General features: G+C 71.9%; 24 protein-coding genes. 7 read left to right on the plus strand and 17 right to left on the minus strand.

Annotated features, from left to right (window positions below):
• Position 1: 1 nt before the first annotated feature.
• Positions 2-994, minus strand: coding sequence for a dTDP-glucose 4,6-dehydratase (gene rfbB / locus FHX46_RS24930; protein WP_167119659.1), 993 nt, complete (start codon positions 992-994; stop codon positions 2-4).
• Between the two features lie 107 nt (positions 995-1,101).
• Between rfbB and FHX46_RS24935 the strand changes: the two genes are divergently transcribed.
• The 3 genes from FHX46_RS24935 to FHX46_RS24945 are packed head-to-tail and all read left to right on the plus strand — an operon-like array spanning position 1,102 to position 4,426.
• Entirely contained in the window at positions 1,102-2,421 is a 1,320-nt protein-coding gene (locus tag FHX46_RS24935) for an LCP family protein (RefSeq protein ID WP_167119662.1), read from the plus strand.
• Between the two features lie 54 nt (positions 2,422-2,475).
• Positions 2,476-3,672 carry an LCP family protein gene (locus FHX46_RS24940; RefSeq protein WP_167119665.1) on the plus strand — a complete coding sequence of 399 codons (1,197 nt, stop codon included), beginning with the start codon at positions 2,476-2,478 and terminating at the stop codon, positions 3,670-3,672.
• A gap of 55 nt (positions 3,673-3,727) precedes the next feature.
• Positions 3,728-4,426, plus strand: coding sequence for a TIGR03089 family protein (locus FHX46_RS24945; RefSeq protein ID WP_167119668.1), 699 nt, complete (start codon positions 3,728-3,730; stop codon positions 4,424-4,426).
• Positions 4,427-4,554: 128 nt separating this feature from the next.
• Here the strand turns inward: FHX46_RS24945 and FHX46_RS28315 are convergent, their stop codons facing one another.
• The 3 genes from FHX46_RS28315 to FHX46_RS24960 all read right to left on the minus strand — a co-directional run bounded on the left by FHX46_RS28315 (position 4,555) and on the right by FHX46_RS24960 (position 6,861).
• Entirely contained in the window at positions 4,555-4,971 is a 417-nt protein-coding gene (locus tag FHX46_RS28315) for a DUF3558 domain-containing protein (RefSeq protein WP_313886240.1), read from the minus strand.
• Between the two features lie 118 nt (positions 4,972-5,089).
• On the minus strand, positions 5,090-5,530 hold the full coding sequence (locus tag FHX46_RS24955) for a hypothetical protein (RefSeq protein ID WP_208400272.1): 441 nt from the start codon (positions 5,528-5,530) through the stop codon (positions 5,090-5,092).
• A 128-nt stretch (positions 5,531-5,658) separates the two neighbouring features.
• Entirely contained in the window at positions 5,659-6,861 is a 1,203-nt protein-coding gene (locus FHX46_RS24960) for an acyl-CoA dehydrogenase family protein (protein WP_167119671.1), read from the minus strand.
• Positions 6,862-6,924: 63 nt separating this feature from the next.
• On the opposite strand from FHX46_RS24960, the gene FHX46_RS24965 reads away from it, so the two are divergent.
• The gene (locus FHX46_RS24965) at positions 6,925-8,583 is read left to right on the plus strand and encodes a class I adenylate-forming enzyme family protein (protein WP_208400273.1); all 1,659 of its coding nucleotides are present in this window, start codon (positions 6,925-6,927) and stop codon (positions 8,581-8,583) included.
• On the opposite strand, the gene FHX46_RS24970 is transcribed toward FHX46_RS24965, so the two are convergent.
• The 6 genes from FHX46_RS24970 to FHX46_RS24995 all read right to left on the minus strand — a co-directional run bounded on the left by FHX46_RS24970 (position 8,580) and on the right by FHX46_RS24995 (position 14,747).
• A complete protein-coding gene (locus FHX46_RS24970) occupies positions 8,580-9,614 on the minus strand; it encodes a F420-dependent hydroxymycolic acid dehydrogenase (RefSeq protein ID WP_167119676.1) in 1,035 nt (344 codons plus the stop codon). The two genes, FHX46_RS24965 and FHX46_RS24970, sit on opposite strands and share 4 nt — an antisense overlap.
• A gap of 76 nt (positions 9,615-9,690) precedes the next feature.
• A complete protein-coding gene (gene purE / locus FHX46_RS24975; RefSeq protein WP_167119679.1) occupies positions 9,691-10,224 on the minus strand; it encodes a 5-(carboxyamino)imidazole ribonucleotide mutase in 534 nt (177 codons plus the stop codon).
• Entirely contained in the window at positions 10,197-11,378 is a 1,182-nt protein-coding gene (locus FHX46_RS24980; RefSeq protein WP_167119682.1) for a 5-(carboxyamino)imidazole ribonucleotide synthase, read from the minus strand. The genes purE and FHX46_RS24980 overlap by 28 nt, the downstream gene beginning before the upstream one ends.
• Positions 11,379-11,394: 16 nt before the next feature.
• Complete coding sequence (locus FHX46_RS24985) at positions 11,395-12,585, minus strand: glycosyltransferase 87 family protein (protein WP_167119685.1); 1,191 nt, start codon at positions 12,583-12,585, stop codon at positions 11,395-11,397.
• Positions 12,560-13,891 carry a glycosyltransferase 87 family protein gene (locus tag FHX46_RS24990; protein WP_167119688.1) on the minus strand — a complete coding sequence of 444 codons (1,332 nt, stop codon included), beginning with the start codon at positions 13,889-13,891 and terminating at the stop codon, positions 12,560-12,562. Before FHX46_RS24990 ends, FHX46_RS24985 begins: the two co-directional genes overlap by 26 nt.
• Before the next feature lie 43 nt (positions 13,892-13,934).
• Positions 13,935-14,747, minus strand: a complete 813-nt coding sequence (locus FHX46_RS24995) for a GGDEF domain-containing protein (protein WP_167119690.1) — start codon at positions 14,745-14,747, stop codon at positions 13,935-13,937.
• A gap of 166 nt (positions 14,748-14,913) precedes the next feature.
• Between FHX46_RS24995 and FHX46_RS25000 the strand changes: the two genes are divergently transcribed.
• Complete coding sequence (locus tag FHX46_RS25000; protein ID WP_167119693.1) at positions 14,914-17,079, plus strand: sigma-70 family RNA polymerase sigma factor; 2,166 nt, start codon at positions 14,914-14,916, stop codon at positions 17,077-17,079.
• Between the two features lie 68 nt (positions 17,080-17,147).
• Complete coding sequence (locus FHX46_RS25005) at positions 17,148-17,675, plus strand: GtrA family protein (RefSeq protein ID WP_167119696.1); 528 nt, start codon at positions 17,148-17,150, stop codon at positions 17,673-17,675.
• A 21-nt stretch (positions 17,676-17,696) separates the two neighbouring features.
• On the opposite strand, the gene FHX46_RS25010 is transcribed toward FHX46_RS25005, so the two are convergent.
• Together FHX46_RS25010 and FHX46_RS25015 are read right to left on the minus strand one after the other, a co-directional pair.
• Positions 17,697-18,986: an ATP-binding protein gene (locus FHX46_RS25010; protein WP_167119699.1), complete on the minus strand. Its 1,290-nt coding sequence runs from the start codon at positions 18,984-18,986 to the stop codon at positions 17,697-17,699.
• Complete coding sequence (locus FHX46_RS25015) at positions 18,986-19,678, minus strand: response regulator transcription factor (protein ID WP_167121659.1); 693 nt, start codon at positions 19,676-19,678, stop codon at positions 18,986-18,988. The genes FHX46_RS25010 and FHX46_RS25015 overlap by 1 nt, the downstream gene beginning before the upstream one ends.
• Before the next feature lie 47 nt (positions 19,679-19,725).
• On the opposite strand from FHX46_RS25015, the gene hisN reads away from it, so the two are divergent.
• The gene (hisN, locus tag FHX46_RS25020; protein WP_167119702.1) at positions 19,726-20,508 is read left to right on the plus strand and encodes a histidinol-phosphatase; all 783 of its coding nucleotides are present in this window, start codon (positions 19,726-19,728) and stop codon (positions 20,506-20,508) included.
• Positions 20,509-20,610: 102 nt separating this feature from the next.
• Here the strand turns inward: hisN and FHX46_RS25025 are convergent, their stop codons facing one another.
• The 5 genes from FHX46_RS25025 to FHX46_RS25045 all read right to left on the minus strand — a co-directional run bounded on the left by FHX46_RS25025 (position 20,611) and on the right by FHX46_RS25045 (position 24,000).
• The gene (locus tag FHX46_RS25025) at positions 20,611-21,141 is read right to left on the minus strand and encodes a DinB family protein (RefSeq protein ID WP_167119705.1); all 531 of its coding nucleotides are present in this window, start codon (positions 21,139-21,141) and stop codon (positions 20,611-20,613) included.
• 69 nt (positions 21,142-21,210) lie between these two features.
• The gene (locus FHX46_RS25030; protein ID WP_167100065.1) at positions 21,211-21,489 is read right to left on the minus strand and encodes a hypothetical protein; all 279 of its coding nucleotides are present in this window, start codon (positions 21,487-21,489) and stop codon (positions 21,211-21,213) included.
• Positions 21,486-23,255, minus strand: coding sequence for a TNT domain-containing protein (locus FHX46_RS28320; protein WP_208400275.1), 1,770 nt, complete (start codon positions 23,253-23,255; stop codon positions 21,486-21,488). The genes FHX46_RS25030 and FHX46_RS28320 overlap by 4 nt, the downstream gene beginning before the upstream one ends.
• Positions 23,256-23,257: 2 nt before the next feature.
• The gene (locus FHX46_RS25040; protein ID WP_167119708.1) at positions 23,258-23,578 is read right to left on the minus strand and encodes a hypothetical protein; all 321 of its coding nucleotides are present in this window, start codon (positions 23,576-23,578) and stop codon (positions 23,258-23,260) included.
• Entirely contained in the window at positions 23,575-24,000 is a 426-nt protein-coding gene (locus FHX46_RS25045; protein WP_167119711.1) for a YbaB/EbfC family nucleoid-associated protein, read from the minus strand. The genes FHX46_RS25040 and FHX46_RS25045 overlap by 4 nt, the downstream gene beginning before the upstream one ends.
• Positions 24,001-24,142 lie beyond the last annotated feature (142 nt).

Here is a 24,142-nt window from a genome sequence, read left to right on the forward strand (position 1 = left end):
GTCACTTCCCCACCATCGTGGCGCGCCGCTTCAGCGGCTCCCACCACGCGCGATTGTTGGCGTACCAGCGCACCGTATCCGTCAGACCCTCGTCGAAGGAAACCCTCGGCACATATCCGAGCTCGCTGCTGATCTTGGTGATGTCCACGGAGTACCGGCGGTCGTGTCCCTTGCGGTCGGGGACCTGCTCGACCCGCTCCCAGCCGGCACCCACCGCCGCCAGCAGCCGCTCGGTCAGCTCCCGGTTGGTCAGTTCGGTGCCGCCGCCGATGTTGTAGATCTCGCCGGGACGGCCCCCCTCGGCGACGAGCTGGATGCCGTGGCAGTGGTCGTCCACGTGCAGCCAGTCCCGGACGTTCAGCCCGTCCCCGTACAGCGGAACGGTGCCACCGTCCAACAAGTTGGTAACGAAAAGCGGTACGACCTTCTCCGGGAACTGGTAGGGACCGTAGTTGTTCGAGCACCGGGTCACACACACGGGCAGTCCGTGCGTCCGGAAGTAGGAGCGGGCGATGAGATCCGAAGATGCCTTCGACGCCGAGTACGGCGAATTCGGCTCCAGCACGTGATCCTCCGACCACGATCCGCTCTCGATCGAGCCGTAGACCTCGTCGGTCGACACGTGCACGAACTTGCCCACTCCGGCGTCCAGCGCCGCCTGCAACAGGGTCTGCGTGCCGAGCACGTTGGTCAGCACGAAGTCGGCCGGGCCGACGATCGAACGGTCCACATGGGACTCGGCGGCGAAGTGGACGACCAGGTCGACGCCCGCCATCAGCTCCGCCACGAGCCGCGCGTCGGTGATGTCGCCACGCACGAACCGCAGCCGCGGCGAGTCGGCGACCGGCGCCAGGTTCGCCTCGTTGCCGGCGTAGGTGAGCTTGTCGAGCACCACCACCTCGGCGTCGGCCAGGGACGGGTAAGCCCCCGAGATCGCCTGCCGGACGTAGTGCGAGCCGATGAAACCCGCGCCCCCGGTCACCAGGACCCGCATCGCCTTCTCCTCCTCAAGATCGTCACGGACCAGCCCACGGCCGCTTCACTCTCCGAAACAGTAATCTGGTGGCATTCACTCGGGTCGGGGGCTGGGAGGGATCGAGTGTGACCGGAGGAGTTACCACCCGGCTGGAGGCCACGGACGAGACCACGTGGCCGGCTCGGCCCGTCCCGTCCACCAGGCGGCGGCGCCGTGGCGTCGCCGTCGTCGCGCGGCGCGGCGGGAAACTCGTCGTCGCGCTGGTGTCGGTCGCGGTGCTGGCCGTGACCTGGTACGGCTGGCAGTTCATCGGCGACCCCAGCTCGGGCCTGTCCACCACGCCGGTGTTCGACGACGAGCAACTCCACGCGGTGCCGCTCGACGGCGCGATCGACATCCTCCTGGTCGGCATGGACAGCCGCACCGACGCGCAGGGCAACCCGCTGCCCCGCGAGGTGCTGGACATGCTGCACGCCGGGGACGCCGACGGCGAGAAGCAAACCGACACCATGATCCTCGTGCACATCCCGCAGGACGGCCGCCGCGCGGTGGCAATCTCGTTCCCCCGCGACTCGTGGGTCGAGCTGGCCGGCGGGTTCGGCAAGCACAAGCTCAACGGCGCGTTCGTCTACGCCTACAACGACAAGTTCAAGCAGCTCCAGCAGCAGGGCACCGACATCAAGGAGGCCGACAAGCAGGCCAAGGTGGCCGGGCGCAAGAACCTGATCACCACGCTGGAGACCTTCATCGGCAAGCCCGGGATGATCGACCGCTACGCCGAGGTCAACCTGGCGAGCTTCTACGAGGTGACCCGCGCCCTCGGCGGCATCGAGGTGTGCCTCAAGGCGCCGGTGCGGGAACGCAAGTCGGGTGTCGACCTGCCGGCCGGGCGGCAGTCCGTCGAAGGAGTGCAGGCGCTCGCGTTCGTCCGGCAGCGCTACGACCTGCCGGACGGGGACCTGGACCGCATCGGCCGCCAGCAGGCGTTCCTGTCCGGGCTGGCGCGCAAGATCCTGTCCGGGGACGTGCTGACCAACCCCGGCAAGCTCTCCGACGTGATCAACGCGGTCAAGAAGTCCGTGGTGCTGTCGGACAACTGGGACCTGGGCGAGTTCGCCGCCCAGATGCGCGGCCTGAACGGCGGCAACATCGAGTTCTACACGATCCCGGTGGTCGGCAACGCGGTGATCGGCGGCGCCGACGTGGTGCGGGTCGATCCGCAGGCCGTGCACGCGTTCGTCGACCAGCTGACCTCGGATTCGGGCAGCCGGACGTCGGCCAGCGCCACACCCACCCCGCGACCACCGTCCAGCACATCGTCCAGCTCCGGCCCGCGGCCGGGCACCTCGCCCGTGCCGTCGAGGGCGTCGGGCGCGTCGAGCACCCCGGTACCCTCCCCCGCCGCGCCGCCCATCACGGCGGGCGACGTGCCGTGCGTGAACTGACGCCCGTGGTGCCTTAACCTGGGACCGGAGGGGCTCAGGAGGGGGAACACCGGGATGGACGACGCGCCGAAACCGACGCCCTACCCCCGGACGACGCCCACCGGTGACCAGCCGCCGCGGCCCCGGTGGCGCCCGTTGCGCACGGCCGGGAGGGCGTTGCTGGCGCTGGTGTCGGTAGCCGCGCTGGTCACGACGGGCTACGCGTGGGCGACCTACCACGAGGTGCAGGGCAACGTGCACACCACGGACGCCCTCGACCAGCCCGCGGACAAACCGGCGCCACCCGCGGACGACGGCGGTGAGGACATCCTGCTGGTCGGCACCGACGCGCGCACCGACATGCAGGGCAACGCGCTGCCGCTGCAAGTGCTCAAGACGTTGCGCACCGAGCAGACCAGCGGCGTGAACACCGACACCATCATCATCGTCCGGCTGCCGAAGAACGGCGCCAGACCGTACGCGGTGTCGATCCCGCGGGACACCTGGATCGACGTGCCGCGCGGCGGCCAGGGCAAGATCAATTCGGTGTACGGGCTGGCCAAGCAGGCGAAGGCCGACGAGCTGCGGCGCCAGGGCCGGCGCGACGCGGCCGGCATCGAGCGGGACTCCGACCAAGCCGGGCGGCAGGCGCTGGTGCAGGCCGTGCAGGACTTCACGCAGGTGCGTGTCGACCACTACGCCGAGGTCAACCTGCTCGGGTTCTACCTCATCACCGAGTCGGTCGGCGGTGTGCGGGTGTGCCTGAACCACGCGACCGAGGACAAGGACTCCGGCGCCGACTTCCGCGCCGGGGTGCAAACGGTGTCCGGCGGTGCGGCGCTGTCGTTCGTGCGGCAGCGGAAGAACCTCCCGCGCGGCGACCTCGACCGGATCGTGCGGCAGCAGGCGTTCCTGTCCTCCGCGCTGCACCAGGTGCTGTCGGCCGGAGTGCTGGCGAACCCGGGCACCCTCGGCGATCTGACCGACGCGTTGCACCGGTCGCTGGTCCTCGACCCGGGCTTCGACCTGCTGCAGTTCGCGGAGAAGGCGAAGGGCCTGGCGTCCGGGGACGTCACCTTCACGACGATCCCGGTCGTCACGATCAACGGCCGCAGCCCCGACGGCCAGCAGAGCATCGTCGAGGCCGACCCGGTGGCGGTGCGGCAGTTCTTCGCGGGACTGGCGGGACGGGGCGCCGGCGCGGGTGGCGGTGGTGCGCCCGGTGGCGGCGTGGCACAAGCGGTGCCCGCGGGGGTTTCCTGCGTCAACTAGGCCGACGCCCGCCACCCGTGAGGGATGCGCTGCGCGCGGCGGCTACATTCAAGCCGTGTCCTTGACTGATGCGCTGTTCCGCGCCCTGCTGGCGCAGCCGGGGAAACCGCTGATCACCCATTACGACGACGCCGCGGGCACCCGGGTGGAGCTGTCGGTGGCGACCACCGCGAACTGGGCCGCGAAGACGGCGAACTGGCTGGTCGAGGAGTTCGACGTGGAGCCGGGCGATCCGGTCGCCGTGGTGCTGCCCGCGCACTGGCAGACGGCCGGTGTACTCCTGGGCGCGTGGTGGTGCGGGGCCGAGGTGGTGGCGTCACCCGCGGGAGCACGCGTGGCGTTCGTGGCGCCGGACGGCTCCGGAGCGGGCGCCGAGGCAACGGCGATCGTGGCGCTCGACCCGATGGGCCGCGGTCTCCCGGCGCCGGTCGAGGGGGCGCTGGACTACCTGAACGAGGCCCGCGCCTACGGCGACGACTTCCGTCCGATGGCGCCGGTTCCCGGGGACACCCCGGCACTGGCCGGTTCCACTGTGGACGAGGTGCTGGCGGAGGCCCGGTCCCGGGCGGCAGAGATCGGACCGGGCGCGCGAGTTTTGTCCACTGTGGAGTGGACTGTGCCGGAGGGTGTCCTGGCCGGACTGCTGGCCCCGTTGTCCGCCGGCGCCCACCTGGTGCAGATCTCGCACCCCGATCCGTCGAAGCTGGACGACCGCCGGGCGGCGGAGCGCACGACGGTCGACCTGCTCGCCTAGGCGGCCTGCCGTTCGCTCTTGCGCGCCCGGCGACGGCCGCGAGCAGGTGGTCCAGCGGGCGCCGTGGAGCCCGAGTGCGAGAGCGGCGGCCACCCAAGGCCCGCACCTCAGCCGCCGAGGTGGCCGGCCTACCGCGCCTTCGGCAGCAAGGGCTCCAGCCTGGCCGCCAACGCCTGCGCATCGGGACAGGCTTTCGCGTCATCGCCCGGCCGGGTCATCGTTGCTGCCGCCAAGGCACGTGCGTGCTCCCCGACCTCGATGGCCACCTCACACATCCCGGCGATCCCAGGCTTACCCCGGCGAGCTTCACGACCATTGATCGTGAACGGAACGATGTCGGATGCCTGGCTGCCGAATTCCGCGAGTCCCTGCTCTGGATCGAGCGCTATCGAGTAGGTCCCGTAATCCGTCTTGCTCGCATGGCACTCGTTGCGGGCGGTCTTGCGGACACCCGGCTGGAACCCCTCGCCCTCGACCAGATGATCGAGCACAGCACACGCGTCGAATGACTTCAGCTCGTCCTCGGCAGTTGCCTTGGTCGACACCTGAGGAGCGGGCAACGCAGTCCCCGCGACAGTACGAGAACAGGAAGTCAACACCAGAACCGCAGTGGCTGTGGTGGCGAGGAGAACAAGGGAACGCGGCCTGTCCGTCACGTGGTCCTCAGTCCTTCAACTGCCCGAGATGCTTCGTTGCCGCCTCATCGGCGGCGTCGTACTTCTCCATCGCAATGTCCAGGGCCTGGCGAAGTTTCTCCAGACCTGCGCGAAGCGCCTCGAACACAGGAACAAGAGACTGGTTGTCCGAATCCATCGCGCGGCGCATGTGCTCCGCGACTTCACGCGCGTATGCGTCGTGGCCGAGCCTAGGGGTCTGCCGGAGAAAACCGACCCGCGGCGCTAGCTGATCAAGGCGGTTCTGCATAGTCGTGATGGCACTTCGGAGATGCGTCCCGGTTTCTTCGTCGACCGCCCAGTGGCCTGCCTGAGCCTCCTCCAACATGCGGTTCGCGTCATCGGCAAAAGACTTAACCTGTTCAGGACCGCCTACCACGTTACTGATCGCGTCGGCGATTGGTAGCGGGTGAACCCGAACCTCGCTCACCGTTATCCCTCCCGTGTGTGACCGGTGCTTGCACACCGTACACCGCATGGTGACGCGGCCCAGCCGATCAGCGCGCAACAAAAGGCGCGACGCCCGCACCGGGGCGCCGCGCCGCGTGGCCTGGGGTGTCAGCTGTTGAGCAGGGCGCGGGCCATGACCATGCGCTGGATCTGGTTGGTGCCCTCGTAGATCTGGGTGATCTTGGCGTCGCGCATCATGCGTTCCACCGGGAAGTCGCGGGTGTAGCCGGCGCCGCCGAACAGCTGCACCGCGTCGGTGGTCACCGACATCGCCACGTCGCTGGCGAAGGCCTTCGCCGCCGAGGCCATGAACCCCGCCCGCGCGTCACCCCGCTCCGACGCAGCAGCGGAGGCGTAGACCAGGTGCCGGGCCGCCTCGATCTTCGTGCCCATGTCGGCGAGCATGAACTGCACACCCTGGAACTGTCCGATCGCCGTGCCGAACTGCTTGCGCTCCTTCACATACGCCACCGCCGCGTCCAACGCGCCCTGCGCGATACCCAGCGCCTGCGCCCCGATCGTCGGGCGGGTGTGATCCAGCGTGCGCAACGCCGTCTTCAACCCCGTGCCCGGCTCACCGATGATCCGCTCCGCCGGGATCGTGCAGTTCTCGAAATAGATCTCCCGCGTCGGCGAGCCCTTGATCCCCAGCTTGCGCTCCTTCGGCCCCACCGAGAACCCCGGGTCGTCCTTGTGCACCACGAACGCCGAAATCCCGTTCGACTTCTTCGGCGCATCCGGATCGGTCACCGCCATCACCGTGTACCAGGTCGACTCCCCGGCATTGGTGATCCACGCCTTCGTGCCGTTGAGCACCCAGTGATCCCCGTCCAACCGCGCCCGGGTCCGCATCGACGCCGTGTCCGACCCCGCCTCCCGCTCCGACAACCCGTAGGACGCCGTCGCCCCCGCCGCGATCTCCGGCAGAACCAGCTTCTTCAACTCCTCCGACGCCGACAACAGGATCGGCTGCGTCCCCAGCTTGTTCACCGCCGGAATCAACGACGCCGACGCATCAACCCGCGCCACCTCCTCGATCACGATGCACGCCGCCACCGCGTCCGCACCCTGACCCTCGTACTCCTCCGGAATGTGCACCGCATTGAACCCCGCAGCGTTCAGCGCCTCCAGCGCCTCCACCGGGTACCGCTCCTGCTCGTCCACCTCGGCGGCGTGCGGCGCGATCTCCTTCTCCGCCAGCGCCCGCACGGCCGCACGCAGCTCCTCGTGCTCCTCGGCCAGCTGGTAGAGGCCCGGGGTCTCCGACACCTGCGTCACCTTCCTCGTACGGGTAAGAAGTCCGCCATCCATGTTAGTGGTCGTTCACCAACGCCAATTGTGTTCTGGGCCGCAGATCCGCCCTATGGTGGAGTGATGCCGATCACTGCTGGGTCATGGCCGCCCCACCTCCCGCGATCGCTGGACTACCCCGACGTCCCCGCCGGCTCGATCCTCGCCGGTGCCGCGAAGCGGTACCGGGACCGAATCGCGTTCACCCACCAGGACCGCTCCCTGACGTACGCGCAGACGTACGCGGGCGCGTGCCGGTTCGCCAATGCGCTACGGGCTCAAGGGATCGGGCCGGGTGCGACCGTTGCCATCCACCTGCCGAACTGCCTCGCCTACCCCGTCGCCTATTACGGGATTCTGCTCGCCGGTGCGACCTTCACCCCGGCGAACCCGCTGCTGCCGCCCGCCGACCTCGCCCACCAGCTCGCCGACTCGGGCGCCGTCGCGGTGGTCACCCTCGGCAGGGTGGCACCGGCGCTGACCGCCGTCCGCGACCGGACGCCGGTTCGCCTGGTGGTCGTCGTCGCTCCGGACGACCTCACCGGCGACCAGGTCGAGTTCCAGTCGTTCCTCGCCGGTCAGCCGGACACCCGCCCCGCACTGGACATCGACACCCGCACCCACCTCGCCCACCTGTCCTACACCGGCGGCACCACCGGGCGGTCCAAGGGCGTTCGCCTGCCGCACCGCAACGTCGTGGTCAACACGCTCCAATACGCCTGCTGGGGCACCGGATCGGTCCCGGCCCTGGACGACGACGGCGACCTCACGCTCGACCAGGTCGGCGGCGCGGACGAGTGGCCCACCCGGCTGGGCACCGGCTCGGGCATCAACCTCACGCCGTGGTTCCACGCGATGGGCACCATCGGCGGGCTGAACGTCCCGGTCATGGGCGGCGGCTCCACCACGCTGCACGACCGGTTCGACCCGGTCGCCTACCTCGCCGACGCCGAGCGGCTGCGGGTGACGTCCATCGGCGGCGCGCCCGCCCTGTTCGCCGCGCTGCTGGCCTGCCCGGACCTGGCTACCCGGGACCTGTCGTCGGTGCGCGGGATCAGCTCCGGCGCCGCACCGATGCCGCACGAGATGCTCAAGGCGCTGGCCGCCCGGTTCCCGGACGCGGTCATCACGGAGGGCTACGGCCTCACCGAGGTCACCATGGGTGCCACGATCAACCCGGCGTTCCGGTCCGGGTTGCGCAAGCAGGGCACGGTGGGCGTGCCGGTCTTCGACACCGAGATCAGGATCGTGCCGCTGGAGGGCGGTGCGGACACGGTGCCGGAGGGCGAGCAGGGCGAGGTGTGCATCCGCGGCCCGCAGGTGATGGCGGGCTACCACAACCGGCCCGCCGAGACCGCCACCGTGCTGGCCGACGGGTGGCTGCACACCGGGGACGTCGGCGTGCTGGACAAGGACGGATACCTGTCCATTGTGGACCGCAAGAAGGACATGCTGATCTACAAGGGTTACAACGTGTACCCGCGCGAGCTGGAGGAGTTGCTGCTCGCGCACCCCGGCGTGACCGCGGCGGCGGTGGTCGGACGCAAGCAGGACGAGGTCGGCGAGCTGCCCGTGGCGTTCGTCGTACGCGCGGACGAGACCGTGACCGCGGAGGAGATCCTGTCCGCGGTCAACAGCAACGTGCTGCCCTACAAGCGGATCCGCGAGCTGAGGTTCGTCGACGAGATCCCGGTCTCGGCGGCGGGCAAGATCCTCAAGCGCGAGCTGCGGCAGCGGCTCTAGAGCGCGGGCAGCACCCGGACGCGGTAGAACTCGATGGCCGCGCCCGGGTCCTCCTGCGCGAAGTGCAGGAACGGCGTCACCCCGGCGTCGATCAGCTTCCGCACCGCCTCGACGTGCACCGCGGGGTCGGTGCCGACCACCCACCGGCCCGCGACCTCGGCGAGCGGTGTGGACTGCGCCGCCTGCTGGATCGCCTCCGGGTTGGGCAGGTCGGCAGGCCGGACGGTGAACCGCCACCGCTGCGCGGCCTGGTCGATCTCCCGCTGGTCGCCGACCACCGCGAACAGCTCGGCCCACTTCGGCATCGCGCCGGGGTCCTTGCCCGCCTCCCGGGCGCCCGCGGCGAACGCGTCCCGCAGCGCCGGGTCGAGAGCGGCACCGGCCTGGGTGATCCAGCCGTCGCCGTACCGGCCGGCCAGCCGCGCGCTCTTCGGGCCCTGCGCGGCGACGTACACCGGGGGCGGTTTCGCCGGCAGGTCGTACAGCTTGAGCTGGTCGGTCGCGAAGAACCGGCCGCGGAAGGTCACCCGCTCCCCCGTCCACAGGCGCCGGATCAGCTCGATCGCCTCGACGAGCCGGTCGTGCCGTTCCGGGTAGCGGCCGTACTGTCCGGTGCCCGCCTGCTCGTTGACCGCCTCGCCGGTCCCGGTGCCGAGGAACGTCCGCCCGGGCGCCAGCAACTCGAGGGAAGCAAACGCTTGCGCGACCTCCGCCGGGTGGTGCCGGTAGCTGGGACAGGTCACGCCGGAACCGAACGTGACCCGCCGCGTGCGCTCGGCCACCAGGGCGAGCGTCAGCCACGGGAACATCGCGTGCCCCTGGTTGTCCTGCCACGGCTGCAGGTGGTCGCTGGCCCAGACGAAGCCGAAACCCGCCGCCTCGGCCTGCCGCGCGAAGTCCAGCAGCCGGGACGTCGGGAACTGCTCGTGCGACAACACCAGCCCGACCGGCACGCGGGTCGCGGGCGGCTCGGTCCGGACCAGCCCGGCGGAGGCGGCGAACAGGCCCAGCCGGCGACGCGAGAACTCCATGATCGGCGGGTTACCCGGCCGGCCGCGCGGCGACCGGGAGTTCACCCGCGCGTGTCGGGCCCTCCGGACAGCGCGGCTAGGACTGCACCTTGTCGCGCAGCTTCGCGTCCTTGTAAAGGACGAGCTGTTCGAGATCGGCCTGGAAGGCAGCCATCTTGTCCCGCAGTGCCGGGTCCTGGGCGGCCAGGATCCGCACGGCCAGCAGCCCGGCGTTGCGGGCGCCGCCGATCGACACGGTCGCGACCGGAACCCCGGCCGGCATCTGCACGATCGACAGCAGCGAGTCCATCCCGTCCAGGTACTTCAGCGGCACCGGCACGCCGATCACCGGCAGCACCGTCGCCGACGCGACCATCCCGGGCAGGTGCGCGGCGCCCCCGGCGCCGGCGATGATCACCTTGATGCCGCGGTCGGCCGCGGTGCGCGCGTAGTCCAGCATCCGCTGCGGCGTCCGGTGCGCAGAGTACACGCCGACCTCGTAGGACACGCCGAACTCGTCGAGCGCCGCCCCGGCCGCTTCGAGCACGGGCCAGTCCGAGTCGCTGCCCATGATCACGCCGACGTCGGTCACGCGTGCTCCTCTCAGTGGATGTCGTAGCCGTCGGGCCATTCGGCGTGCGACAGCCAGTGCGCGGCCAGCTTGGCGCGGGTCCGCAGGTTCGGCAGGTCGCCGCCGACGAAGTTGACGTGCCCGAGCTTGCGGCCGGGCCGTTCGCCCTTGCCGTACAGGTGCACGCGGGCGTCCGGGAAACGGGCGAACAGGTGGTGCAGCCGCTCGTCGGTCGTCATCTCCGGGGTGGTCGGCGCGCCCAGCACGTTGGCCATCACGGTCGGCGCGACCAGGTCGGTCACGCCCAGCGGGTAGTCCAGGACGGCACGCACGTGCTGCTCGAACTGGGAGGTCGCCGACCCGTCCATGGTCCAGTGGCCGGAGTTGTGCGGGCGCATCGCCAGTTCGTTGACCAGCAGACCGCCGTCGGTCTCGAACAGCTCGACCGCCAGCACCCCGACCACGTTCAGCTCGTCGGCCAGCCGCAGCGCCAGTTCCTGCGCCTCGTGCACCTGGCGCGAGGTCAGCCCGGGCGCGGGCGCCAGCACCTCGGTGTTGATGCCGTTCTCCTGCACGGTCTCCACCACCGGCCACGCCGCGCCCTGCCCGAACGGCGAACGCGCGACCAGCGCGGACAGCTCGCGCTTCATCGCGACACGCTGCTCGGCGAGCAGCTCGGTGCCGGCCGCCAGCAGTTCGGGCACCAGGGTGCGCGCCTCGGCCTCGGACTCGACCATCCACACGCCACGGCCGTCGTAGCCGCCGGTCGCGGCCTTGAGCACGACCGGCCAGGAGTGCTCCGCGCCGAACTTGACCAGGTCCTCCACCTCGGACACCTCGGCGTACGGCGGGCACGGGAACCCGGTCGCCGACAGCCGGTCGCGCATCACCAGCTTGTTCTGCGCGAACGCCAGCGCATCCGGCCCCGGCCGCACCGTGAAACCCTCGTTGACCAGGGCGAACAGGTGTTCCCACGGCACGTGCTCGTGGTCGAAGGTGACCACGTCGACGCTGCGGGCGAATTCGCGCAGCGCGTCCAGGTCGGTGTGGTGCCCGAGCTGGACGTCCCCGGCGACCATCGCGGCCGAATCGTTGGCGTCGACGGCGAGGATCCGCATCGACTGTCCCAGTGAGATCGCGGCCTGGTGCGTCATCCTGGCGAGCTGGCCGCCGCCCACCATCCCGACGATCGGGAGCCCTGTGCGCTTGTCCATAACGGCTCCAGATTAGTTACCGCAACGCGGAGGGCTTCGGTCGAGGGTGGTGCTCGGCGAGCGGCGGACTCGACGGGAGACGCAGCTCACGCACGGCGAGCCCGAGGATCCCCAGTGCCGCGGCCACCACGTACGCGTTGCCGGGCACGAACAGCTCCGGCCCCCAGCTGAACTCGGTGACGCCGCCGTTGGGCACCACCATCACGATGCAGCTGGCGAAGAACACGGTCACCAGACCGGCCCACACCCAGCGGCCCTTCGACGCGAGCAGCACGATCAGCGGCACCGCCCACACCCAGTGGTGCGACCACGACACCGGCGAGACCAGCAGTCCGAGGAACGCCGTCACCAGCACCGCGGCGAGTGTCTCGCCGCGGTGGTGCAGCCGTCGCACCAGCCACACCGCGGGCACCGCGAGCACCGCGCCGATGCCGAGCGCGAGCGCGGGCGACCAGGACGCCTCGCGCGACACGCGGTTGATCATGCCGGTAAGCGACTGGTTGAAGATCCAGGACGCGCCCCCCACCCGGTGCGGGTCGAAGACCGCCGTCGACCAGTACCGCACCGCATCGCCGGGCATCAAGGCGAACATCACGATCTGGAGCCCGGCGAAGGTGCCCACCGCCCGCAGGCCGTCCCGCCACCGCCCGGTGACGAACAGGTGCGCCACGAAGATCAGCGGCGTCAGCTTGATCGCGGCCGCGACGCCGACGAGCACGCCGGACCAGCGCGTGCCGGCCAGGACCAGCAGGTCGAGCACGATCACCGCGAGGAGCACCAGGTTGATCTGGCCGAGGAAGATCGTCTTCCACACCGGTTCCAGCGCGAGCGCCGCGACCGTCAGCCCGGCCAGCGCCCAGCCGCGGAACCGCCCGCTCACCCGGATCACCACGGCCAGCGACAGCACCGACGCCGCGATCAGGAAACCCCAGGTCAGACCGCTCGGGATGGCCACCAGCGGAACGAACAGCAGTGCCGCGGCCGGCGGGTAGGTGAACGGCAGCGACACCCACGACGGCAGCGCGGTGAGCCGCTCCGTCGTGTAGACCTGGTCACCGTGCAGGAAGGTCAGCGCCCCCGCGCGGTAGACGGCGCTGTCGGCGCCCAGCTGCCAGTGCCCGAGCCAGCAGATCACCCCTACCGCGAACGCCCCCAGGACGAGTGCGCCGACCAGTGCCGGCTCAACCCGTGATCGCAGCGTCGTCACGCACCTTCTCCCGCCTGCGCTGCAATGCCCAGCGCGTCACCAGCACCACGGTCAGGACCACCGGCGTGAGGATGTAGGCGTTGCCCAGCACGCTCTGCCAGAACTTCCAGTGCAGCTCGATGTTGCGCCCGTTGGGCAGCGCGAGCAGCACACAACTGATGAACACGGCGGCCACCGCGCCGATGCCCGCCCAGCGCTTCCACGCGTCGGCCGGCGTGGTCTGCGGCAGCCGCGACACGAGCAGGACGATCAGCGGCACCGCCCACACCCAGTGGTGCGACCACGAGATCGGCGAAGCCAGCAGCCCGAAGAACGCCGTCACCAGCAGCGCGGCCAGCGCCTGTCCGCGGCGGTGGAAGCGCAGCACGAGCCACACGGCCGGGATGGCCAGCACCGCGGCGATCCCCAGGGCCGCCTTCGACGCCCACGGCGCGAGGTCGGTGACCCGGTTCATCAGGCCGTTGAGGGACTGGTTGCCCGCCCAGTGCACCGGGCCGATCCGCCCGGTGTCGGAGATGGTCTTGGTCCAGTAGCGGATCGTGTCCCCCGGGATGAGCGCCAGCATCAGCAGCTGCAGGCCGGCGAACACACCGAACGCGCGGACCGCTTCGCGCCGGCGGCCGGTGAGGAACAGGTGCGCCACGAACACCAGCGGCGTCAGCTTCACCGCCGACGCGATGCCGACCAGCACCCCGCCCCAGCGACTGCCGCGCGTGGTGACGACCAGCACGTCGAGCACCACGATCGCCATCAGGATCAGGTTGATCTGACCGAGGAAGATCGTCCGCCACACCGGCTCGAGGCCGAGCATGAGCACGGAGCACACCAGCGTCGCCCGCGCGGGCGAGGACCACCAGCGCCGCACGGTGGGCGGCGTCGGCAGCGAGCCGATCGCCACGCGGATGACCAGCGCCATCGCCAGCACCGAGATCGCGGTCAGCACACCCCAGGCGATCTGCACCGGCAGGGCCGCCAGCGGCACGAACAGCAGCGCGGCGGTCGGCGGGTAGGTGAACGGCAGCAGCGCCCACCACGGCTCGGACGCCAGCGTGCTGGCGTCGTAGAGCGGGTCGCCGTCGAGCAGGGTGATCGCCCCGGCGCGGTAGACCGCGCTGTCCACGCCCAGCCGCCAGTCGAACAGCCAGCCGAGGACACCGGCGACGAGCGCGAGCAGCGGCACGAGTGACAGCAGCAGGATCGAACGCGGCCGCACCGACAACCGGGCGAGCGAGGTCCGCAGCGCCAGGCGCGGTTGCGCCGGCTCGTGGAGCGGGTCGCCACCGGCGGCGGGCACTGACTGTGTCACCCTTCCAGGAAATCACGAAACCATGACGGCGGAGCGAGAAGGGTCAGGTTCGCGCGAGCCGCTGGAGGAGCTGGGACGCGGACTCGTGGGTCGCGGGCAACCGGACGAGCCTGATCTTCGGCGGGCCGACGGATTCCAGCTGGTCGTCGACCGACAGGCGCTCGTGCAGCTCGCGTCGCAGCATCACGGCCTTCGCCGCGATCCGGCCGTCCCGGGGCACCGCGGCGGCGACCGTGGCCGGGCCGAGCGAGGCGATGCTCTCGCCGCCGTCGAACACCACCCGCATGGCCTCCGCGATCAGGATCATCGCGGTCATCCGGGGCCACCCGCGGACCCCGGACAGGTCGACCGAGACGACCAGCAGCGTGTGGTCCTCGCCGGTCCGGCAGCCGGACCGGCCGTACAGCTCGCGCAGGCGCGTGCGCAGGTAGGCGGCGGTGGGCAGGCCGGTCAGCGGGTCGATCACCTCGGTGCTGGCGAGCTTGTCCATCGCGACCTCGGCCCACGCCAGGGCCGCGACACGCAGCAACCGGGACGGCAGGGCGTCCACGTCCGGCGGCGTGGCCTCCCCCGATGGGGTGGTGACGGAGTGCAGCGCCGCCAGGTCGAGCAGTGTCTCCCCGAGCCCCGCGCCGGCCGTGGCACGCGCCCGGGCCAGCCCCGCGACCGGGATCTCCGCCGGGCGGTTGCGCACCAGCGCCGCGCACACCGCGTCGACCTCGGGCAGGCCCCAGTCCCCCGGGAACCGCCACCCCGCGGCCAGGCTCGCCGACCGCCAGCGCGTCCGCAACGCACGCAGCGATCCGTCGCCGCCGGGCTCCGGTTCGCGCCGCAACCTCATGGCCGGCACGTCCACTGGCAACCGTCCTTCCGTCCCGCGACCGCTGTTCCGGTGAAGTGACGATCGAAGCGGCGCGGTGTGACGGAATTACACCGTGCGGGTCAATAGGGCGAGGTGGCGCGTGACGTGGGGGGGCCAGTCAGTCACACTGATCGCGCGCAACACTGGGATAAGGAGAGCGGTGTCCACCCTACCGGCCGATTTCGAGGGCAAGAGCGACGCGGAGCTGATCACCGAGGTCCGCACCGGCACCCTGGCCGCGTACGGCACCCTCTACGAGCGGCACGTCGCCGCGGCCTACAACCTCGCGCGGCAGCTCGCCCGGTCGGCCGCCGAAGCCGACGACCTGGTGTCCGACGCGTTCGCCAAGGTGCTGGACACCCTGCGCGGCGGCAAGGGCCCGGACAGCGCCTTCCGCGCCTACCTGCTCACCGCGCTGCGGCACACCGCCTACGACAAGACCCGCAAGGACAAGCGCGTCGACCTGAACGAGGACATGACCACAGTCGGCAGCGAGGCGCTGACGGTCCCGTTCTCCGACACCGCGCTGGCCGGTCTGGAGCGCACCATGGCGGCCAAGGCGTTCGCGTCGCTGCCCGAGCGGTGGCAGGCGGTGCTGTGGCACACCGAGATCGAGCAGCAGAGCCCGGCCGAGGTCGCGCCGCTGCTCGGCCTGACGCCCAACGGCGTCTCCGCACTCGCCTACCGGGCCCGTGAGGGCCTGCGGCAGGCCTACCTGCAGGTCCACCTGGCCGAGACGTCCGCCGAGAAGTGCCGCGCGTGTGCCGACCGGCTGGGCGCGTGGACCCGCGACGGCCTGTCCAAACGGGAACGCGCCCAGGTCGAAGCCCACCTGGACGAGTGCGCGGACTGCCGCGCCCTGGCCGCCGAGCTGGCCGAGGTCAACGGTGCGCTGCGGGCGATCATCGCCCCGATCGTGCTGGGCGGGGCCGCGCTGGGCTACCTCGCCACCGTCGGCAAGGCGACCGCCGCGACCGCGGCCACCGCCGGCGCGGCGGCCGGTTCCGCCGGCGGTGCCGCCTCGGTGGCGACCGCGGGACCGCGTCAGTTCGTCGGGCTCGGCGTCGCCGGCACCGCGGTGGCCGCCGCCGTCGCGGCCGCGCTGGCGGCCGGCGGCGGCACCCAGGAGATCCCGGCCGCCGCCTCCGCTCCAGCACCGCCGCCGGTGGTCGCGCCGGCACAGCCCCCGGCCGCGCCGCCGGTTCCGGCCGCGCCGCCCGCCGCGCCACCACCTGCACCGGCGGTCGAGCCGCCACCCGCGCCGGTCGTACCGCCGGCGCTCGCCCCCGTTCCGGCGCCACCACCCCCGCCCGGCGCGCCGGCGAACATCACCGCGGACGGCCCCTCCGCGGGGCTCGAACTCCAGCCGGGCGGCGACCCGGTCGCCCTGCCGATCACCGTGCGCAACACCGGTGGCTCGGTGTCCGACCCGGTGACGGCGACGCTGAACCTGCCACCCGGCATCGAGGTGCGCCGGGCGGGCGGCGGTGGCGGCGCCGTCGGCGCGTTCGGAACGCAGGCGCCGGCCGGTCCGCTCCTGGTGGACTGCCCGCCCGGGGCGGGCACGGTCACCTGCACCACGCCACGCGGGCTGCAGCCGGGCGAGAGCGCGGTGCTGACGTTCCTCCTCCAGGCCACCGGCGCGGCGACGTCGGGACAGGTGACCGGCACGGTGAACGCCGGCGCGGACGTCCGGATCGCGGTCCGCGTGCCGGTGGCCGTGTCGGAGGCACCGGACCAGCTGACCCTGGACGCCCGGGGCTGGGCCGGCGAGCACCTGTGGGGCCGTCGGGCGTGGCTCTCGGTCGACGTCACCAACACCGGGCCGAACACCAAGCCGGTCAGCCTGTGGATCGACGACGACGCGCACCTGGTCACCGGTGGCTTCCAGGCGGCGTGCACCAGCGGCCCGACCACCACCTGCACCAGCCTCACCGCACTCGCGCCGGGCCAGCGCCTGCGGCTGTGGTTCGCGCTGGACCGGCCGGAGAAGCAGTCCCGGACCGTCACCGTGTCGGCGACGCTGGGCACCGCGAGCGCCTCGCGCACGGTCAGCTTCGACTGCCGGTTCCCGTTCTGCGACGTGACGCCGCCCGGTCTGACCCCGCCCGTCACCCCGACCTCGGCGACCTCGTCGTCGAGCTCGGCGACCACCACGACGGGTGCGCCGACGACCACCACGACGACCACACCGGGCGGCACCACCACGACCACGACACCGGCGCCGCAGGCCACGGGCTCGTCGGCGACGGCACCTTCCGCGCCGTCGAAGGACCACGGGCGGCCGTGGTGGTGGCTGCCGTGGGTCCCCTATCCGCGGAATTGAACCGGATAAATCCGGCTAACTCCACCGCCACGCGATCCCCGCAGCGGACGGCTACGTACACTGCGCAAGTGACCGTTGTGGAAAGCGTGTTGTCGCACACGCCCGAGCCATTGCGCTCGGTGTTGATCAAACATCGGGAGCTGCTCAAGTTCGGGATCGTCGGCGGCACCACGTTCGTCGTCGACAACGGTATCTGGTACCTGCTGAAACTGGGTGTGCTGGAGGACAAACCGACCACCGCGAAAGCGATCGCGGTCATCATCGCGACGATCGTGTCCTACATTCTCAATCGCGAATGGTCGTTCCGGACCCGTGGTGGCCGGGAAAGGCACCACGAGGCTGCGCTGTTCTTCGTGATCAGCGGGCTGGCCGTGGTGGTGAACCTGATTCCGCTGTACGCCTCCCGGTACGTCCTGCACCTGGAGGTGCCGAACGTGTCCCGGTTCGTGCAGGAAACGGCGGACTTCGTCAGCGGGTCGATCATCGGCATGCTGCTGGCGATGGTCTTCCGCTTCTGGGGGTTCAAGAAGTGGGTCTTTCCGGACGAGCTGGGGCAGCGTCGCCGGGACGTCACCCGCAGCAGCACCGACGCCTGACCCGGCCGGCCGCGAGCCCGGTCAGCGCGGCACCCGCTCCGCCGGCCAGCGCACCTCGGGCACGTCCCCCGGGTTCGGCACGCGCAGGAACAGGCTGAACACCGCGGGCCGGCGGCTCGACAACTCCAGCCGCCCGCCGTCGGCCTCCGCCAGCGCCCGGGCGAGGGCCAGGCCGACGCCGGTGGAGCCACCGCCGGAGAAGCCGCGCTCGAAGATGTGCGGCGCGAGATCGTCCGGGATGCCCGATCCGGTGTCGCTGACCTCGACCACCACCGTGGCCTCGGTCTCGCCGCGGCGCGCCGCCAGCGTGACCGTCCCGGCACCGTGTCGCAGCGCGTTGTCCAGCAGCACGCCGACCACCTCCCGTAGCCGGCCGGGCGTGGCCCGCGCCATCAGGCCCTCACCGATCCGCAGCCGCAGGTTGCGACCCTCCGCGCGCAGCAGCTCGCGCCACTCCTGGGCCACCTCGGGCAGCTCCGCGGCCAGCTCCAGTGCCTCGGTGTCCACCTCGCTGGCCGCGCGTGCCGCGGCCAGCAGCTCCTCCAGCGCCTCCGACAGCCGGTCCGCCTGTTCCTGCGCCGCCCGCGCGTCCTCCGCGGTGTCCGGGTCGCCGGTGACGGCCAGCGACTCCAGGCGCAATTGCAGTGCCGTCAGCCTGCTCCGCAGCTGGTGCGACACGTCGCCGACCAGCTGCCGCTCCCGCTGCACGAGCTGCGCCAGAGCGGTGCCCGACGTGTCCAGCGCCTCGGCCACCATGTCCAGCTCACCGATGCCGTACCGGCTGGGGTCCGGGCGGAAGTCGCCACCACCGAGACGCGCGGCGCGGTCGGCCACGTGCCGCAGCGGTTTCGCGAGCCGCCGGGCCGTCACGGTCGCCACCACCGTCCCGATCGTCACCGAGAACACGACCAGCAGCAGCACGGCGAGCGTCACCGTGGTCTGCCGCGACCGCAGCGGCCCGGACGGGATGGACAGCTCGAGGTGCCCCTGCCGCGCCAGCTGTACCGTCGCTGTCACCGGGTCCGGTCCCGGTGCGGCACCCTCGGTGATGCGGCCGCGGCCCGGCACGTCCACGACCAGTTCCCCGCCCTGCGGGATCGCCACCGACACCTGGGTGAGGTCGTTCTGGTCGAGCACGCCGTCGGCCAGTTCGGTGTCCAGGGTCGCGGCGATCTGCGCGGCGCGGCCGGCGAGGTCTTCGTTGTAGATGCTGTCCACCAGCTTCCACGCGGTGACGCCGAGCGGGATGCCCAGTGCCGCCGCGGTGACCGCGACGGCGAGCAGGATGGCGAGCAGGATCCGGCGGCGCACTAGTCTGTGTTGAACCGGAAGCCGACGCCGCGCACGGTCGCGATCCGCCGCTCACCGTCGCCGTGGTGGATCACCGAGCCCTTGCCGTCGCCGCTCACCGACAGCTTCCGGCGCAGCCACGACATGTGCATGTCGAGCGTCTTCGAGGTCTTGGACTCCAGGTCGTTCCACACCTCGGCGAGGATTTCGTCGCGGCTGACGACCTGGCCGGCGTGGCTCATCAGCACCCGCAGCAGCTCGAACTCCTTGTTCGCCAGCTGCACCTCGCGGCCGTCCACCAGCACCATCCGGGCGCCCAGGTCCATCCGCACGCCACCGGCCTCGAGCACCTCCGGCGCCCGGCGGCGCAGCAGCGCGCGGATGCGGGCCAGCAGCTCGGCCAGGCGGAACGGCTTGGCCACGTAGTCGTCGGCGCCGGCGTCGAGCCCGACCACGAAGTCCACCTCGTCGGTGCGGGCGGTGAGCATCAGCACCGGCAGCTCACTGCCGTGCGCCCGCAACCGGCGGCACACCTCGAGCCCGTCCATGCCGGGCAGCCCCAGGTCGAGCACGAGCAGGTCGACCCGTTTGGCCTGGGTGACGTCGAGCACCGCGGGGCCGTCGGCGACCACCTCGACGTCGTAGCCTTCCCGTTCGAGGGCGCGCGACAGCGGGTCCGCGATCGCCGGGTCGTCCTCGGCCAGCAACACCATGCTCACCTGGCCAACTCTACGACCGGGGGTCGTGAAAACATCGTGGCGTGGCGAGCTACACGGACGATCTCATCCTCGCGGGGAAGCTCGCGGACGCGGCGGACTCGATCACCACGGCCCGGTTCCGCGCCCGTGACCTGAAAGTCAGCAGCAAGCCGGACCGCACCCCGGTCACCGACGCGGACACCGCGGTCGAGGACGCCGTGCGGGAACTGCTCGCCGCGGAACGCCCGGACGACAACGTGGCCGGCGAGGAGCGCGGCGGCACGGAGTGGCAGTCCGGTCGGGCGTGGGTGCTGGACCCGATCGACGGCACGAAGAACTTCCTGCGGGGCGGCCCGGTGTGGGCGACGCTGATCGCACTGGTCGAGGACGGCCGCCCGGTGGTGGGCATCGTGAGCGCGCCGCTGCTGGGCCGCCGGTGGTGGGCCGCGGCGGGCGAGGGCGCGTGGATGAGCGACCCGGGCGGCGAGCGGCGGATCGCCGTGTCGGCGGTGTCGGCACTGTCCGACGCGTACCTGTCGACCACCGACCTGGGCTCGTGGACCGAGTACCACTCGCGCGAGGCGTACCTGGGGCTGGTCGACGCGTGCTGGGAGACCCGCGCCTTCGGCGACTTCTGGCAGCACTGCCTGGTGGCGGAGGGCGCGATCGACTTGGCGGCCGAGCCGATCGTCAACCCGTGGGACGTCGCGCCGATGCAGATCCTCCTCACCGAGGCCGGTGGCCGGTTCAGCGATCTGACCGGCGCGGCCCGCTTCGACGGCGGTTCCGCGTTGTCCTCGAACGGCCACCTGCACGAGGAAGCGCTGGCCCACCTGCGCCGCTGAGCCCAGTAGCGGCGATCGAGCGGCAACACGAGCCGAGCCGGCACGCCCGGCGTCGCCTTGATCAGGGGCCGCTGGGCGGTCGTCCCAGCTCCGCTCTTCGGTTCAGGGCGTGGCTCGCTGCCCGGTGACGTCCCAGAGGTGGTGCAGCGCGTCGTGGATGAAGTAACGCGCGAAGGTGTCCGTGGTGAACCGGGCACCGTCGCCGCGCGTGCCGGTTCTCCGCCACTCGTCGCCGGACACTCCGGCGAACGCGTCGGCCAGCCGGGCCGCCGCCTCGGTCAGCTCCTCCGCCACGCGCTGCGGGTCCTGTGTGCCGTACCGGTCCTCGATCGCCGTCGCGTCCTGGTTCCACGCCGGGAACACCGGGTCGTCCTCGTGCAGGATCAGGTGCAGGCGCTCGAGGAACACCCGGCAGACGTCCCGCACGTGGCAGGCGTACTCCAGTGTGGACCACTTGTCCGGCCGGGACCGCTCGCGCGCATCCGGTCGCACCAACGCATCGCGCCAATCACCGGCGTTCGCCCGCAGCAGCTCGGGCACGTTCTCCGGGTCGACCGTGCGGGCGTCGAACCCGCATTCCGGGCACGGCTCGCGCAGCACCCAGGTCCAGTCCTTGGTGTCGGGGGTGATCATGCCCCGAGCATCGGCGACCGAGCCCCCGAGCACCAGTACGAATCGCTCAACGATGCCATCAGCGTTGCTTCACGCCGGCGCGGGCAGCAACCCGACGGCTCCGCGCGCGACCTGGGACCACGCCAGCCTGCCGAACAGGTAGTGGCAGGCGACCTGCTCGTTGGTGAAGCGCGCCCAGTCGTAGCGGTTGCCCTGCTCGCGCCAGAACACCTCCCAGACCGGGCCGCCCTCCTCGGACTCCTCGACCCGCAACAGGCACCACGCGTTGTCGGCCTCCCGGCCGATCGAGATCACCTCACCGGGCACCCCGATGGCCGCCAGCCACCGCACGATCGACTCGACGTTCACTGCGCAGCGCCCTCCTCGAACGTGATGTCCACCAGGTACCCCAGGGTGACGAGCTCGTCGGCGGAGTAGATCGCGCGGTACCGGGCGCCGCCGCCGGGCTGGCCGAACCACGGCGCGGACACCGCGCGCCACACCGGCACCTCCCGCAGCACGCGGTATCGCCGGTAGCCGGCGTCCCGCGCCGCCGGTGGCAGCGACCGCTGCGCGAACGGCGTGCCGGCGGGCGCGAACACCCGGCCGCGTGGATCACCGAACCGGTCCAGCACGGTGTCCGCGGTCAGCACTTCCGGCTCGCCGCCCCCGGTGCCGCCCTCCGGATAACGCTCTCCCGGTGGCCACGCGTACTCCGGCACCTCGCGGCGCTTCCCGGCCAGGAACCGCCGGTCCCAGTCGCGTTCGGCCAACCCGCCGCGCGGGTCGTACCCGGCGAGCACCTCGGCCGGGGGTGGCGCGGGCGGTGACGGCAGCCGGCCGTACCCGGCCTCGACCTTCGCCAGCGCGTCCTCGGTGCGGATCAGGTCCGACCGCGGGTGGTCGTGGGGCGGGAACCGCAGTCCCGGCGCGAAATCGAACTCGAACGGCGGCGCCGGCAGCTGCCGCGCGGGCTTGTCGGTCGCGACGGGCAGATGGCCGATCGGGAACATGTGGACCCGGAACAACGCGACGATGGCTTCCCGCTCCTGCCGGGGCGCCCCCACCGGCGGCGCCGGTTCCGGAACGGGCCGCAGGTCCGGCGAGTAGGGCCGGGGCGGACCTGGCGCGTAGGGCATCGCGACCGGTGCAGCGGGCGCAGGGACGACCGCGGCGGGCGGCGCGAACTGCGCAGGCGGCCCGTACCCGCCCACCGGTGCCGGGACCCCCTGCGCGGCGGGCATCGGCGGCGGCGGCACGACCGCGCCGGCGAAACCGGCGGCGACGGTGGCGTTCGCGACGCCGGTGGACGGTGTCGGCACCTCGTCGAACCCGCGAGACTCGAGTAGCCCCCCGTACTGCGGCAAGGACGGCGGTGTCGGCGGATCGGGCAACCGGATCGGGCCGGTGTCGGTGTCTGCCAGGGCCGGTTCGGGAACCACGGGCGGGATCACCGGCGGGGTCAGCAGGGACGAGGACACCACCGGCGGCGCACCGAGCACCGCGGGCGACGGCACGATCGCGGGCGCAACCAGTTCCGGGGCCAGACCGGTGACCACACCGAGCAGCGCGCCCTGCCCGTCCGCCGTCCGGACGCCCGGATTCGGCTCGACGAGCGGGGTGACCAGCGAGCCGACCGGCTCCGGCCCGAGCGTCGCGGCCAGCCCGCCGGCCACGACGGCCAGGTTCGCCGCCGTGCCGCGCAGGGTCGTGTCCACGCCGAGGATCGCGGTCGGGTGCCCGTTCTCGGCAGCGGCGAGGCTCGCGTCCCGGTTCTTCGCGGCCTCGACGAGTTGCCGCACGAGTTCCACCTTCGCGGCGCCGACCTGCTCGGCCGCGTTCTCCAGCCGGTCGGCGGCCTCGGCGGCGCCCCGGGCGGCGACGGTCAGGTGACCCTTCTCCGGGTCGACGAACTCCGACCAGACGTGGCCGGCGGCCTCGCCCGCGTCCGCGGACAGCGCGGCGACCGCCCGGCCGGCGTGCTCGTCGGCTTCCCGGGCCAGCGCGGTCAGTTCCCGGTGCGCGTCACGCCAGGCGACCGCCTGTTCCCGTAACCGGTCCTCGTCCGCTTCGGGCCAGGACAGACCGGTCTCGGCGGCGAGATCGGCGAGTTCCCGCGGCAGCTCGATACCCATGTCTACCCCCGCGCCGTGTCGGTGATCGCCTGCTCCGCGTCCTCTTCGGACCCGCGGAAGCGGCCGGCGGCCTCGCCGACGGTCTGCCCGAACCGCGACAGCCGCCCGGAGAGGTTGCGCAGCACGTCGAGGGTTTCGCCGGCGCGGCTCGCGTGTGCGGCCGCGAACGCCTGCCCCACGGCGTCCGTGCCCCACGCGCGCTCGGCCCCGTCGAGGGCGCGTTCGAGTCGTTCCGCGACCGCCGCCGCCCGGAGGGCCAGGCCGTCGAAGTCGCCGGAGGAGACCGCGAGCCGGTCGGCGTCGGTCTCGAACCCGGCGCTCATCGGGTCATCCAGCGGTGGTCCTCGAGGCTCTCGTCGTCAGGCACGGGTCGCGGTTTCGCGGGCGCGATCTCGGTGGCGTCGAGGTCACCGGTGCCGAGCAGCAGCGCCTGCGGATCGGTCCCGGCCGGCAGTACCGGCGCCAGCACCTCCCCCGCGCGGGCGAGCGCCCGCACGGTGGCTTCGGCGGTGATCCGCACGATCTGCTGCGCCAGCTCGTTGGGCCGGTAGCGCCAGTACGCGCCCTCGGCGACGGTCAGCGAGGTCAGGGTGCCGCGCGGGCCGACGGTCGCCGTGATCAGCCCGTCGGCGTCGGTCGCCGAGGCGGTGACGGCGGCGAGCGCGCGTTGCGCGGCGGCGAGGTCTTCCCGGCTGCGGCGGTAGTCGGCGAGCAGTTCCTCCACCTGCGCCCGATGCTCGGTCACGGCACCCCTCCTCGCGAGTACAGCAGTCGGCTCGGACTCGGACGCGCGCCGACGCGCTCCGGTTCCCCCTCCGACAACAGGTTGCCTCATCGCGCGGAAATACGCATCGGGGCGCCGAGGTGTGTCGGGCACGCGACGCAAT

Source organism: Amycolatopsis viridis (assembly GCF_011758765.1).
Taxonomy (GTDB): Bacteria; Actinomycetota; Actinomycetes; order Mycobacteriales; family Pseudonocardiaceae; genus Amycolatopsis_E; species Amycolatopsis_E viridis.